The sequence below is a fragment of the Methylobacterium sp. 4-46 genome (assembly GCF_000019365.1).
GTDB lineage: Bacteria > Pseudomonadota > Alphaproteobacteria > Rhizobiales > Beijerinckiaceae > Methylobacterium.
Genome location: NC_010511.1, coordinates 2,292,430 through 2,305,810, shown reverse-complemented (window position 1 = coordinate 2,305,810; position 13,381 = coordinate 2,292,430). Strand labels below are relative to the sequence as shown.

General features: G+C 75.4%; 9 protein-coding genes. 5 read left to right on the top strand and 4 right to left on the bottom strand.

What is annotated here, in order from left to right; genetic code table 11:
* Positions 1-6: 6 nt before the first annotated feature.
* Entirely contained in the window at positions 7-753 is a 747-nt protein-coding gene (locus M446_RS09765) for a class I SAM-dependent methyltransferase (protein WP_012331936.1), read from the bottom strand.
* Positions 754-949: 196 nt separating this feature from the next.
* Here M446_RS09765 and gloB point away from each other — a divergent pair, with 196 nt between their 5' ends.
* The 3 genes from gloB (at position 950) to M446_RS37025 (ending at position 2,951) form a co-directional block, all read left to right on the top strand.
* Entirely contained in the window at positions 950-1,717 is a 768-nt protein-coding gene (gene gloB, locus M446_RS09760) for a hydroxyacylglutathione hydrolase (RefSeq protein ID WP_012331935.1), read from the top strand.
* A 109-nt stretch (positions 1,718-1,826) separates the two neighbouring features.
* Positions 1,827-2,270 (top strand): cupin domain-containing protein, encoded by a 444-nt coding sequence (locus M446_RS09755; RefSeq protein WP_012331934.1) that lies wholly within the window; start codon positions 1,827-1,829, stop codon positions 2,268-2,270.
* A gap of 444 nt (positions 2,271-2,714) precedes the next feature.
* On the top strand, positions 2,715-2,951 hold the full coding sequence (locus tag M446_RS37025; protein ID WP_012331933.1) for a hypothetical protein: 237 nt from the start codon (positions 2,715-2,717) through the stop codon (positions 2,949-2,951).
* A gap of 55 nt (positions 2,952-3,006) precedes the next feature.
* Here the strand turns inward: M446_RS37025 and M446_RS09750 are convergent, their stop codons facing one another.
* Positions 3,007-3,891, bottom strand: coding sequence for a DMT family transporter (locus M446_RS09750; protein WP_012331932.1), 885 nt, complete (start codon positions 3,889-3,891; stop codon positions 3,007-3,009).
* A gap of 129 nt (positions 3,892-4,020) precedes the next feature.
* Complete coding sequence (locus tag M446_RS09745) at positions 4,021-7,653, bottom strand: AsmA family protein (protein ID WP_012331931.1); 3,633 nt, start codon at positions 7,651-7,653, stop codon at positions 4,021-4,023.
* 216 nt (positions 7,654-7,869) lie between these two features.
* Between M446_RS09745 and M446_RS09740 the strand changes: the two genes are divergently transcribed.
* Complete coding sequence (locus tag M446_RS09740; protein ID WP_012331930.1) at positions 7,870-9,645, top strand: carbamoyltransferase; 1,776 nt, start codon at positions 7,870-7,872, stop codon at positions 9,643-9,645.
* A 243-nt stretch (positions 9,646-9,888) separates the two neighbouring features.
* Positions 9,889-12,213 carry an MHYT domain-containing protein gene (locus M446_RS09735; protein ID WP_012331929.1) on the top strand — a complete coding sequence of 775 codons (2,325 nt, stop codon included), beginning with the start codon at positions 9,889-9,891 and terminating at the stop codon, positions 12,211-12,213.
* Positions 12,214-12,501: 288 nt separating this feature from the next.
* Here the strand turns inward: M446_RS09735 and M446_RS09730 are convergent, their stop codons facing one another.
* Positions 12,502-13,272 carry an FkbM family methyltransferase gene (locus M446_RS09730; protein WP_012331928.1) on the bottom strand — a complete coding sequence of 257 codons (771 nt, stop codon included), beginning with the start codon at positions 13,270-13,272 and terminating at the stop codon, positions 12,502-12,504.
* Between the last annotated feature and the right edge of the window lie 109 nt (positions 13,273-13,381).

Genomic DNA, 13,381 nt, shown 5'->3' with positions numbered 1-13,381 from the left:
CGCGCGTCAGACCCCGCCCGGCACCGGGGCGGGCGCGGGGGCGGGCACCAGCACCGGTGCCCGCAGCCGCGCCGCCCGGCGGGCGAAGACGGCGACCGGCCGGTGCAGCTGCTTGATCGCGTCGACCACGTGCAGCCCCGCGAAGGGGAGCGACAGGCCGGTCCCGACCCGCTCCCAGGCGCTGGCGGTGCGCAGGGTGACCCAGCCCTCGACCGGCGGCATGTAGAGCGTCTCGGCCCAGCCCTCGGCCGAGAACAGCGTCTCGCGCATCAGCCGGCTCAGCTGCGAGCGGCTGTAGGGCTGGCCGTGCCCGAACGGCGTCGCGTCCCGGCGCGCCCACAGGCCGCGGCGGTTCGGCACCACCAGCACGAGGCGCCCGCCCGGCGTGAGCACCCGCCAGACCTCCTGCAGCAGCTCGGCCGGGCTCTCGACCGCCTCGATGGCGTGGATGACGATCACCCGGTCCACCGCCGCCTCCGGGAGCGGCATCATGGTCGGATCGACGAGGGCCGAGGCGGTGCGCCCGGTCGTCGGCCAGTTCACCACGCCCTGCGTCGCCGGCATGAAGGCGAGGGTCCGCTCCGCCGCGTGCCGCACCGGGCCGAGATAGGGCACCGCGTAGCCGAGCCCGAGCACGCGCAGCCCCGCCACCGAGCCGAGGAAGCGGTGGACGGCGCGCCCGACATGGCGCTGCGCCACGGCGCCCAGGGGACCGCCGTAGAAGGCGCGAAGATCCGTGACGTCGACACTCATGCGATACGACTGGGCACCCGGGGGCGCGACGCGGCGCCGCCGCCGGTCGCGTCGTGGTCATCAATGGGCGCTGTCAGGCCCGGCGGCAAGGCGTCGGGGGAGGCGCCGCCTTGACTCGCCGCGAATCTGCCCGCCGGAATCCCCGCGCGGGCCCGCCGCCCTACCTTCCCGGCCAGACGATTCGACGGAGACGCCCATGCCCGAGATCCGCACCTTCCTGTGCCGGAGCGACAATATCGGCGTGCTGATCCGCGACCCCGCCACGGGCGCCTGCGCGGCGATCGACGTGCCGGAGGCGGGGGCGGTGCTGCGCGTCCTCGGGGAGACCGGCTGGTCGCTCACCGACATCCTGGTCACGCACCGCCACTTCGACCACGTCGAGGGCACTCCCGAGGTGAAGGCGCGCACCGGGGCCCGGGTCACCGCCCCCGCCAAGGCCGGCGACGCCGTGCCGGAGGTCGACGCCACGGTGCGGGAAGGCGACGCGGTCAGGCTCGGCTCCCTCGTGGCGGCGGTCTGGGAGACGCCGGGCCATTGCGCCGACCACGTCACCTACTGGTTCGAGCGCGAGCGCATCGCCTTCGCGGGCGACACCCTGTTCACGCTCGGCTGCGGGCGGGTGATGGAGAGCCCCCCCGAGGTGCTGTGGCGCTCGCTCAGCCGCTTCCTCGCCCTGCCGGACGAGACCGCGATCTATTCGGGCCACGATTACGTGCTCTCGAACGCCCGCTTCGCGCTGGCGGCGGATCCGGACAACCCGAACCTCAAGGCCCGGGCCGAACTGGCCGAGCGGGTGAAGCGGGACGGCCGCTTCCTGATCCCGACCACGCTCGGGGAGGAGAAGGCGACGAACCCCTTCCTGCGCGCCACCGAGCCCGCCCTCGCCCGCGCCGTCGGCATGGCCCCGGGCTCCGACCCGGCCGCGGTGTTCACGGCCCTGCGCGAATGGAAGAACCGGTTCTGACGGCGGACCGGCCGGCGCGGCGCCGGCCGCCGCTGGCCGGGCCCGTCGCGCAGCATCGCGCGCGGCTCCGCCCCGAACCCGCCTCATCCCGCGCCGAGGACCCCGTTCCGTGACAGCCTCCAGCCTCACCGCCGCCGAGGTGATCCGCCTCCTCGACCTCAAGCCGCATCCGGAGGGCGGCCATTACCGCGAGACCTTCCGCGACCCGCACCAGATCGAGGGTCGGGCCGCCTCGACGGCGATCTACTACCTGCTCGACGTCGGCGAGACCTCGGAATGGCACCGGGTCGATGCGGCCGAGCTGTGGTTCTGGCACGCGGGCGCGCCGCTCGTGCTGACGGTGAGCCCGAACGGCCACGACGCCGAGGCGGTGCATCTCGGCCCCGACCTCGCCCACCGTCAGCGGCCGCAGGCCGTGGTGCCGGCCGGCCATTGGCAGACCGCGACCAGCCTCGGCGCCTGGACGCTGGTGAGTTGCACCGTGGCGCCGGGCTTCCGCTTCGAGGGGTTCGAAATGGCGCCGAAGGACTGGCGCCCGCTGCCGCGGCGATGAGGGTCCGATCCGGGCTCCGCCTGATCGAAGCGGGTCCCGGATCACGAGCCCGCGCGGCGCCCGAACGAAGCCGGCATCCGCATGGCCGAAATGGAAGATGGCGAAGCCATCAACTGGATGGCGGATGACCTCGATCGACCGCCCGGCTCCGCGCGCCGCGGACGCGCGGGTGCCCTTGATGCCGCGCCCGCCCGGGCCGCGCCCGCCGGTCCCCGGACCAACCCGAGAGGGTTCGTCCCCGCTTCGTGCGCCGAAATCAATTGCCGATTGGGGCCTACACTTCAGGCATATCCCGCCATAGATCCCCATTGTCGTTGCCGGCCACGATATGATCAAGGCTTGGCAGCGCAGATCTGCGGAAACTATCTCGAAATTGCGAATCTCGGACTCGTCACTGCCGCTGGAGGCTCGACAATTGGAAGCTTGGCAATTGGAGGCTTGGCAATGAGAGGTTACTGGGTGCGGCGGACACGGTGGGGAACCTTCGCGATCCGGCTATCCCGGGACGGGCGCTGGCTCGCCATCTGCGACGGCGAGAATCTGGGCGCTTACCTCACGCCGCAACGGGCGCTCGATGACCTCACATCCGGCCATGCCCAGACGCCCGCGAACGGCGTGAGCACGTCGGGAGCCGGTCTTCCCGGCGCACTGGGCGAGTGGACGTTCGTCCGCTCGGGCTGAGCCGCCGGCACCTGCGCGGCCTCCCGAGGAAGCGCGCGAGGCGCGCGGCCGCCGGCTACGCCGCCCGCGCCCGCTCCGCTCGGTCCGCCCGCGTGGCGACGAGCGCCCCCGCCACGATCAGCGCGCAGGCGAGCGCCAGCGACAGCGTGGCGGGCGCGTAGCCGGCCGCGACCAGGATCAGCGTCGAGAGGACCGGGGCGGCGTAGGAGCCGACGCCGAGGAGCCGGATGTCGCCGCGCTTCACGCCGATGTCCCAGAGATAGAAGGCCGCCCCGACCGGCCCGAGGCCGAGCGCCGCGACCGCCCCCCACTGGCCCGGCGTCGCGGGCCAGACCGTGGTCTCGAAGGCGAGGTGGCAGAGGAGGCTCAGGAATGCGGTGGCGAGGCAGAAGCCCGCCACCGCGTCGGTCGGCACCGCGCCGACCCGCCGCGACAGCACCGAGTAGCCCGACCACAGGAAGGCGCAGGCCAGGGCCGCGAGGTAGCCCGGCAGCGCCGCCGCCTCGAAGCTCAGGCTGCCGCGCCCGAGGAACAGCGCGACGACGCCGGCGAGCCCGAGCAGCGCCCCGATCAGGTGCGCCGGCCGCAGGCCGCCCTCTCCGGGCAGCAGGGCCGAGAACAGCACGATCAGGAGCGGCCAGAGATAGCTGATCAGCCCCGCCTCGGCCGGGGGCGCGAGGCGCAGGGCCGCGAAGTAGAGGGCGTGGTAGCCGAACAGCCCCGCGAGCCCCAGCGCCCAGATGGCGGGCGGCTGGCGCAGGGCGGCGATGCCGGAGGGCCGCAGGATCCAGCTGGCGCAGCCGATCAGCCCGCCGAGCAGGAAGGTCATCGCGGCGAGCTGGAAGGGCGGCACGCGGCCCGAGGCCGCCGTGAACAGGGCGAGGAGCGACCAGAGCAGGATCGCCCCAGAGCCGGTGAGGGTGGCGGTGCGGACGGTCATGGCCCGCGCCTATCACGGGGCAGGGCTCGGGCGCACCCGGTTTCGCCGGTGAGGTCTCCGGCGGGTTCGCGAGCGGGACGGCCGAGCGGCCGCGCAACCCGCTCGGTCGCCGCGCCCCCGCGAGGGACGCTACTGGCTGGTCTCGGCCGGCATCGCCTCGCGGGCCCGGGCGGCCTCCTCGGCCCGCCGGCGCGCCTCCTCGGCCTGGCGCCGCGACTCCTCCTCCACCCGCCGCCGCGACTCCTCGGCTTGGCGCCGCAACTCCTCGGCTTGGCGCCGGGCCTCCTCGGCTTGGCGCCGGGCCTCCTCCTCCGCCCGACGCCGCGCCTCCTCGGCGGCCCGCGCGGCGGCGGCCTTCGCCTCCTCGGCCTGCCGGCGCGCCCACTCCACCTCGGCGGCGGCGCGGGCGCGGTCCATCTCCAGGCGGCTGCGGCGGCGGGCCTGCTCGCTGCGGTCGGCCTCGACCGTGTCGATCTTGTCGAGTTCGCGCTGCAGCACCACGGCGGCGAGCGCCGTCGTCAGGGTCGTCACGTCCGCGTCGCGGGCGGGGCGCGCCAGCGGGCCCGAGAGCGAGAGGGCGAGGCTCGGCGGCGGCGCCGTCCAGGCCCGCGGCGTGCGCTCGGCCGTGAAGGTGCCGCGGGCGTCGAGCCGCAGCGTCCGCAGGTCCAGCTGCACCATGCCGGCCCAGGTGAAGGGGCCGGGATCGACCGTGAAGGTGCCGGTGCGCAGGACGCCGCCGACGAGCGCCGCGGGCACCGAGACCGAGCCGGTCAGCCTCAGCATCCCGCGCCCGAACTCCTCCGACACCACCTGCTCGACCCGACCCGCGCGCAGCGGATCCTCCTCCGCGAGCAGCCGCACCAGCGCCCGCTCGACCCCGGACGGGTCGATCTCGCGGATCGTCAGGTCGGAGAAGCCGACCTCGCCGCTTCCCGCGAGATTGCCCACCAGGGCGGCCGGCGAGTCGCCCGCGGCCCCGACGCGCAGCCGGCCCGACAGCCGGCCGCGCACGGCCTCCCCACCCGTCAGGACCGGGATCGCCAGGTCCTCGAACAAGCCCTCGCCCGAGACCGTCGCCTGCCCGCCCTGGCGGGCCAGGGTGACGCGCCCGGAGAGCCGCCCGCCCGCGACGGCGCCCTCGAACTGGCCGAGCGACAGGCCGTCCGGCCCGAGGCCGAGGTCGAAGCGGGCGCCCTCGGCGGTGAGCCCGCGCCCGAGCGCGAGGCGCTGCGCGGTCACGGCGAGGCGGCCCCGGAAGGCCGGGGCGGGCGCCGGGCCGAAGCGGGTCTCCGGCCAGGGATCGGCCGGGCCGCCGCGCGCGTCGAGCACGAGCGCGGAGGCGAGCCAGGGCAGCGAGAGCTGGTCCAGCCGCGCGCTCCCCGAGAGCCCGCCCTCCTCCGGCCGCAGCACCGTCGCCGAGACCGCGCTGCCGAGCACGCTCCCCGCCAGGGACAGGCGCGGCACCTCGCCCTCGCGGCCGAGCCCGATGGTGAGCCGGGCCGGGACCGGGCCCGGCGGGGCGGCGCCGGGCCCGAGGAAGCCCGCCAGCGGGCGCAGGTCCGGGCTGTCGAGGGTCAGTTCGCCGTCCCGCGGGAGCGCGATCCCGTCGAGGGCGAGGGGGCGGCTCGTGGCGATCCGCACGCCCGCGAGATCGCCCGCGACGGTCACGGCGAGGGGCGAGGCCGGATCGCCGCGCCGCCCGCTGACCCGCAGGGCGGCCGGCATGGCGAGGGCGGGGTCGTTCGGGCGGCCGAGCCATGCGCCCGAGCGGACCCGGTCGAGGCGCGCCTCGACGCTCTCCAGGCGCCCGGCGCTCGTCACGATCGAGAGGCCGAGGCGCCCGCCGCCCGCCTCGCCGCGGGCGTGGCTGCGCAGGCGCCCGCTCCCGCCGCCCGGGTCGCGCTCCAGCGTGACGTCGAGGGCGAGCGGCGCGGCGCGCAGGAAGTCCGGGACCGCCTCCGCCTCGGCGACGAGGTTGCGCTCCAGGAGGTCGATTAGCGGCGCGGCCACCGGCGCGGTGATGCGCCCGGCGATGCGCCCGGATCCGTCGGCGGCGATCCGGCCCGCGAGGCTCGCCTCCGCCCCCGCGAGGCCGCGCACCTCCAGGCTGCCGACCCGCAGAGCAGTCCCTTCGGATTGCAGGCTCGCCGCGATGGCGCCCGTGCGAGGCCCGCCCGGGCCGTAGCGCAGGTCGCGGGCCTGGAGCGTCAGGCCGAGATCGTGGTCGTGCAGGGTCTCGAACAGGCCGCGCAGCGGCGGCAGTTCCGCGAGGTCGAGGCCGTCCGCGACGATCTGGGCGTCCAGGCGCGGGCGCCCGCCCTCCTCGGCGGCCGGGCTATAGCGGGCGCTGCCGGTCAGCCGCGCCTCCCCGAGCGCCACCCGCGCGTTGCGCAGGGAGAGGACCGGCAGGGCCGCCGTTACGTCGGCGGCGGCCTCGAAGGGACGCCCGTCGAGGAGGCGCAGGAGCGGGCTGCCGAACCCGAAGCGGTGGAGGAGGCGCGCGAACCGCTCGGAGGCCGGCGCCCTGACCGAGACGCGGCCCGCGAAGCTGCCCGGTCCCGAGAGGTCGCCGTCGAGGGAGAGCCGGGCGCCGCCGGGCGCCGTCGCCTCGACGCGGCGCAGCGCCAGGGCGCCCGAGGGGCGCAGGATCGCCGCCGCCGCGATCTCGGACCATTCGCCCTGCGCGATCGCCGCGCTCTCGACGGCGAGGTCGAGGGCGACCGTGCCGGGCAGCGGCGGGCCGAAGGCGGTGAAGCCGCGGGCGAGGAGGGCCTGCCCGTTGGGCGAGGCCAGGAAGGCGTCGAGGTCGAGGCGCCGCGCGTCGAGGGCGAGGGCCGCCTTCAGGCTCGGCAATTCGAGCGTGCCGCGGCCGCCGAGGCGCAGGGGCGCGCCGCCTCCGTCGATCTCCAGGGTCAGGGCGTCGAACGTGGCGACCCGGCCCTTCGCCTTGAAACCGCCCTGGAGGGTGAAGGGCAGGACGGGGGCGTGCCTGCCGGCCCCGCCCGCCCCGGGCGGGCCCGCGGCGGGCGGGGGCGACGCCACCGTCAGCCGCGCGGTGCCGCTCGCCTCGGGCGCGAGGCCCCGCACGGCATCGCCCACAAGGGCGAGCCGGGCGTCGATCTCGATCCGCGGCAGGGTCTCGCCCCCGGCCGTCGCCTTGACCGGCAGGGCCCCGTCCGGGAGCGGCATGCCGGTGGCGAGGCGGAACGGCAGGGCGCCCGCCATCCCCTCGGCCCGCCAGGGACCGGCGAGGCGCGGCGCGGAGAGGCGCACCGCCTCGGCGTAGAACTGGTCGGTGCGCCCGGTCGCCGGCACCACCGTGGTGAGGAGGAGCTGGGCGATGCGCAGGTCCTCGACGGCGAGGTCGCGCCCGCCCAGGACGGCGCCCAGATCCGGGGACAGGACGAGGGCGCCGGCCTCGCTCACCGGCACCGTCACCTCGGCGCGGCCGATCTTGGTCTCGGTGAAGCGGATCTCGCCGGACAGGAGCGGCGTCAGCGCCACCTCGGCCTTGACGTAGCGGGCGTCGAGGGAGGTCCGGCCGGGGCTGCCGAGGACGACGTGGTCCATCCTCAGGCGGGGCGAGGGCAGGAGGCGGATCTCCAGGCGGCCGTCGCTGCGCACGGGCAGCCCGAGGGAGCGGCTGACCGCCGCGTCCACCGCGGCCCGATGCCCCTCCCAGTTCACGAAGGGCGGCACCGCCAGCGCGGCGACCAGGACGACGATGACGAGACCCGCCAGGGCGGTCAGGATGTCGCGCACGAAGAAGCCTTCCCCTCCCCTTCCGCCGGGACCCGGCCGCGGCCGTAGAATCCTGACACCGCTAGCATATCGGCATCGGCGGCAGCGCCCAATCCGCAGCCTGCCACGGGCGGCGCCCCGCGTCTTCGCGGGGGCGATGCCGGAATGCCACGGCCTGACAGCGCCGCAGCGGCCTGTTAAGCGCGCCTCACGCCCCCGGAGACCTGGCCCGCACCGATGCGCTTCTATCTCGGCCTCGCGACCACCTTCCACGACCCGGCCCTCGCCCTGGTCGGGCCGGACGGACGAATCCTGTTCGCCGAGGCGACGGAGCGCTACCTGCAGTACAAGCGCGCGCCCAATTGCGAGCCGGATTCAGCGCCGCGCATGGCCGAGCTGCTCGCCCGGTACCTGCCGGCCGGGGCGGAGCTGGTGGTGGCGACGAGCTGGGGGCCGGATTTCTCGGCCTTCCTGGCCCAGTCGGCGGCCGCGGGCGCCTTCGGGCTCGACGTGCTCGCCGCCCATTCGCCCGAGCTCAACCGCTCGCTGGTGCCCGAGCGGGCCGAGCGCACCTTCATCGCGCAGCTCGGCCTCGCGCAGGCGCGGGCGGGCTACGGCACGCTGCTCGGGCTCGACCGGGCGCATGGCGGGGCGAGCCGCCTCGCGGGCCTGCGGCGCTACCCGCACCACCTGACCCACGCGGCCTACGGGCTCTGGGGCAGCCCGTTCCGGGACGCGACCTGCCTCGTCGTCGACGGCATGGGCGAGACCGGCGCCTCGGCCATCTACCGGATGGCGGCAGGCCGCCTCGCCGAGGTGAAGCGCCACCGGGGCCGGGACTCGGTCGGCTTCTTCTTCGGCCTCGTCACCGACCTCGCGGGCTTCGACCAGGCGAAGGGCGAGGAATGGAAGATCATGGGGCTCGCCCCCTACGGCCGGGCCGATCCCGCGCTGATGGGGCTGCTGCGCCGCCTCTACCGGGTCGAGGACGGCCGGCTGCGCTTCGCCCCGGCCGAGACGGTGCGGGCGACGGTGGCGGAGATCCTGGCCATGCGCCCCGCCGACGCGATCGAGACCGGCTGGGCCGACCTCGCCCGCTGCGGCCAGGACGCCTTCGGGGAGATGATGGACGCGCTGCTCGGCCAGGCCGAGGCCCTGGCGCCGGGCGAGAACCTCGTGCTGACCGGGGGCTGCGCGCTCAACTCGTCCTACAACGGACGGGCGCTCGCCCGCAGCGGCTACCGCGCCCTGCACGTGCCCTCGGCGCCGGCCGACGACGGCAACGCGGTAGGGGCCGCGTGGCTCGCCTTCGCGGAGGACCACCCCGACTGGACCGGCCCCGGGGACGGCGCGGCGCTGACCCCCTATCTCGGCTCGACCGTCTCGACGGAGCCCCTCGCCCGCATGGCCGGCTCCGAGCCGCGCCTGCGGCAGCTCGGGCGGGCCGGCGTGACGGAGGCCGCGGCCGCGATCCTGGCGGCGGGGGGCCTCGTCGGCTGGGTGCAGGGCCGGGCGGAGTTCGGGCCGCGCGCGCTCGGCAACCGCTCGATCCTGGCGGATCCGCGCCCGGCCGACGCGAAGGCTATTCTCAATGCCAAGGTGAAGTACCGCGAGGCCTTTCGGCCCTTCGCGCCCTCCATCCTGGCCGAGGCCGGGCCCGCCTGGTTCGAGGATTACCAGGACAGTCCCTACATGGAGCGGACCCTGGTCTGGCGCGAGGCGGTGCGGGGGCGGGTGCCGGCGGTGGTGCACGAGGACGGCACCGGCCGGCTCCAGAGCGTCACGCGGGCGCGCAACCCGGCCTACGCGGCCCTGATCGAGGCCTTCGCGGCCCGCACCGGCGTGCCGATCCTGCTCAACACCAGCTTCAACGTGATGGGCAAGCCGATCCTCCACACGGCGGAGGACGCGATCCTGATGTTCTACACCACCGGGCTGGACGCGCTGGTGGTCGAGGATTGGCTGCTGGTGAAGGACCCGGCGGCGCTGCCGGGCGGCGAGACCGGCGCCTGAGGCCCGGTCGGCATCGCACCTTGGCAAGGCTGCCACAAGGCAGCCATCGGCGGTGCCGACCCGAGCAGTCGATGCGGAATGGAACGCCGGGACACCGCGCCGCGCACACCGGATCGCACGGGCCGTTTCCAGCCGGCGCGCGGCGCGGGCCGGCGGCGTGCGCCGCCCTCACCTGAGAGCGATTGATACAACCCACACGGATCGTTAACGACGCGCGATCGCCGATCGTCCGACACGGGCTTCATGCCGCATCCGGGTACCCACGACACCACGCTCGTTGCGCTCTCGGTCGTGATCGCGATGATCGCCTCCTACACCGCGCTCGACCTCGCCGCGCGGATGCGGGCGGCGAGCGGCTGGGCGGCCCTGGCATGGCTCGCCACCGCGGCGCTCGCCATGGGCGGCGGCGTCTGGTCGATGCACTTCGTCGGCATGCTGGCCTTCACCCTGCCCGGGCTGGAGGTGAGCTACGACCTCACCCTCACGCTGATCTCCCTCGCGCTGCCGATCGGCGTCACCGCCCTCGGCTTCCTGGTGGCCCATCGCTGGCCGCGGAGCCTGCCGGCGCTGGCGGCGAGCGGGCTCGTCATGGGCCTCGGGGTGGCGGCCATGCACTATACGGGGATGCGCGCGATGCGGATGCGGGCGGACCTGCAGCACGCCCCCGCCTGGGTCGCCGTCTCGCTCCTGATCGCGGTGGGCGCCGCGACCGCCGCCCTCCGGCTCTCCGCCCGCACGGTCGGCTTCGCCGAGCGCATCGCGGCCGCGACCCTGATGGGGCTCGCCGTCGCGGGCATGCACTACGCGGCGATGCAGGGCGCGGAATTCTCGGCCAGCGCCCCGATCGATCCCGGGCACGGGGCCGCGAGCCTGCGCCAGACCCACCTCGCCCTGTGGGTCACCGGCACCACCTTCCTGATCCTGATGCTCGCCCTGATCGCGGCGACGTTCGACCGCCACCTCGCCGACCGGGCCTCCCGCGAGGCGATCGCCCTGCGGGAGAGCGAGGAGCGTTTCCGCCTGCTCCTGCGCAGCGTGACGGACTACGCCATCTTCATGCTCGACGGGGAGGGGCGGGTCGCGAACTGGAACGCCGGCGCCGAGCGCATCATGGGCTACCGCGACCACGAGGTGATCGGCACCCACGTCTCGCGCTTCTCCACGCAGGAGGACCGGGCCCGCGACCTGCCCGGACAGGCCCTGCGGATCGCCGCGGGCGCGGGCAAGTTCGAGACCGAGGGCTGGCGCCTGCGCAAGGACGGCAGCCGCTTCTTCGCGAGCGTGGTCATCGACCCGGTGCGCGACCCCGAGGGCCGCCTCATCGGCTACGCCAAGGTCACCCGCGACATCACCGAGCGGCGCCAGGCGCTGGAGGCGCTCGAACAGGCCCGCGTCGCCCTGTTCCAGGCGCAGAAGATGGAGGCGCTGGGCCAGCTCACGGGCGGCGTCGCGCACGATTTCAACAACCTGCTGATGGCGGTGCTCGGCAGCCTGGAACTCCTGCGCAAGCGCCTCCCCGACGACCCGAAGCTCACCCGCCTCCTCGACAACGCCGTCCAGGGGGCGCAGCGCGGCGCGGCGCTGACCCAGCGCATGCTCGCCTTCGCCCGGCGCCAGGACCTGAGGCCCGAGACCGTGATCCTGCCCGACCTCGTCCAGGGCATGTCGGACCTGCTGGAGCGCTCCCTCGGCCCGGCGGTGCGGATCGAGACCCGCTTTCCCCCCGACCTGTCCGCGGCGACGGCCGATGCCCACCAGCTCGAACTGGCGCTTCTCAACCTCGCGGTGAATGCCCGCGACGCCATGCCGGAGGGCGGGCAGCTCACCATCGCGGCGCGCGAGCGCGCGGCGGACGAGGCCCCTGGCGGCGAAGCCGCCCCGGAGGGCTTGCCGCCCGGCCGCTACGTCTGCCTGTCGGTGCGCGACACCGGGCAAGGAATGGACGAGGCCACCCTCGCCCGGGCGCGGGAGCCCTTCTTCACGACCAAGGGGGTCGGCAAGGGCACCGGGCTCGGCCTGTCGATGGTGCACGGGCTCGCCGAGCAATCGGGCGGGCGGCTGGTGCTGCGCAGCCGTCCCGGGGAGGGCACGCTGGCGGAGATCTGGCTGCCGGCGGCGCCGAGGCCGCAGCGCAGCGAGAGGCCGGCCCCGGCGCGGAGCCTGCCCCGCGCCGCCGAGCGCGCGCTCACCGTGCTGGTCGTGGACGACGATCTCCTGGTGCTGGAGAACACGGCGGCGATGCTGGAGGATCTCGGCCACCGCGTGATCGAGGCGCGCTCGGGCGCGGAGGCGCTCGGCCTGCTCGCCTCCGCGATGCCCCTGGACCTCGTCCTGACCGACCAGATCATGCCGGCGATGACCGGGCTCCAGCTCCTGGAACAGGTGCGGGCGGCGCGGCCGGAAATCGGAGCGATCCTGGCCTCCGGCTTCGCCGAGATCCCGAGCGGGGCGGCCCCGGCGGTGACCCGGCTCGCCAAACCGTTCGACCAGGCGACCCTCGCCCGCACGATCGAGGCGGCGCTCGCGGCGAGCCGGGACGAGCGGATCTCGGCCCTGCGGGCGGGCTGATACCACCGGTCATTTCTCATGACCGGTGGTACCGGTGGTGCGGCTCTCGAATTTTCGCCAAGCCTCTGGCTCGCCAAGCCTCTGGCTCGCCAAGCCTCTGGTTCGCCAAGCCTCTGGCTTGAAATCGAAAATTCGAGATGGAGCAACGGCTCGATGCGCCGGCATCCTGAGCCGTTGGCATGATCCGGCGCTCGGCTCAGCATCGCAACCCGGGCGGGGGCGTCATCGGCGGCGCCCGCCCGATCGGGCGAAGGCCGCGCCCCCGCCCTCGCGGACCGCCCGCGCCCGTCAGGCCGCGAGGACCGCGTAGACGTCCCCCGAATTGGCCTCGTGCGGCAGGTCCTCCAGGATCCCGCGCATCGCCGCGACCGGGACGAAGCGGCCGAGGCGCAGGCGGTGCTCCTCGCCGAGGGAGTAGTCGACCCGGTAGGGCCCGAGCGCGTCGAGGCGGTCGAGGGCGCGCCGGGCCGGCCCGCGCGCGATGGTGGTGAACTCGAAGGAGAGGGCCGGCAGCGGCCTGCCCAGCCCCGCCAGCACCCGGTCCTCGACGCCCTCGACGTCGATCTTCACGAAGGCCGGGGCACCGTGGCGGGCGATCAGCCGGTCGAGGGTCGTGGCCGGGCAGGCCGCCGCCTCGTCCCAGACCTGACCCTCCCAGCCGGGCGCCCCGCGCGCCGCCGCGACGAATTCCGCCGAGGCGGAGGAGACCGTCGGGTTGCGGCGGTTGATGGCGAGGGTGACCTCGCCCTCCGCCTCCGCGACGGCCGCCGCGACGAGCGTCACGCCCGGATCGCGGCCGTGGAGGAGGCGCAGGGCACGCAGCGGGCCGGCCTGCGGCTCGACGGCGACGACCCGGGCGCCCAGCCGCCGGAACGAGGCGACCCGGTCCCCGACATGGGCGCCGATGTCGAAGGCGAGATCGCCCGGCCGCAGGAAGCGCCCGTAGAGCGCGTCCATGGCGTCCCGCGGCGCCCCGGGCCCGTGATAGAGGCGCAGCGAGCGCCCGATGGCGGCGGCAGTTCCCCTCGGTCGCACGGTCGGGCCTCCGGTCGGCGCCATCCTAGAGCATTTTCCGACGAACACCGTGATCGGGCGCAGCTGTCGCGCGCGGCGCGGGCCGCGCCAGCGCGGATCGGCCGGCCTCTCCCGGTCCGGGGCTGCGCCATAC

Bases quoted from the DNA above. Each gene is read 5' to 3' on its own strand.
- M446_RS09765 (WP_012331936.1), bottom strand. From the start codon at position 753: ATGAGTGTCGACGTCACGGATCTTCGCGCCTTCTACGGCGGTCCCCTG.
- gloB (WP_012331935.1), top strand. From the start codon at position 950: ATGCCCGAGATCCGCACCTTCCTGTGCCGGAGCGACAATATCGGCGTG.
- M446_RS37025 (WP_012331933.1), top strand. From the start codon at position 2,715: ATGAGAGGTTACTGGGTGCGGCGGACACGGTGGGGAACCTTCGCGATC.
- M446_RS09750 (WP_012331932.1), bottom strand. From the start codon at position 3,891: ATGACCGTCCGCACCGCCACCCTCACCGGCTCTGGGGCGATCCTGCTC.
- M446_RS09740 (WP_012331930.1), top strand. From the start codon at position 7,870: ATGCGCTTCTATCTCGGCCTCGCGACCACCTTCCACGACCCGGCCCTC.
- M446_RS09735 (WP_012331929.1), top strand. From the start codon at position 9,889: ATGCCGCATCCGGGTACCCACGACACCACGCTCGTTGCGCTCTCGGTC.
- M446_RS09730 (WP_012331928.1), bottom strand. From the start codon at position 13,272: ATGGCGCCGACCGGAGGCCCGACCGTGCGACCGAGGGGAACTGCCGCC.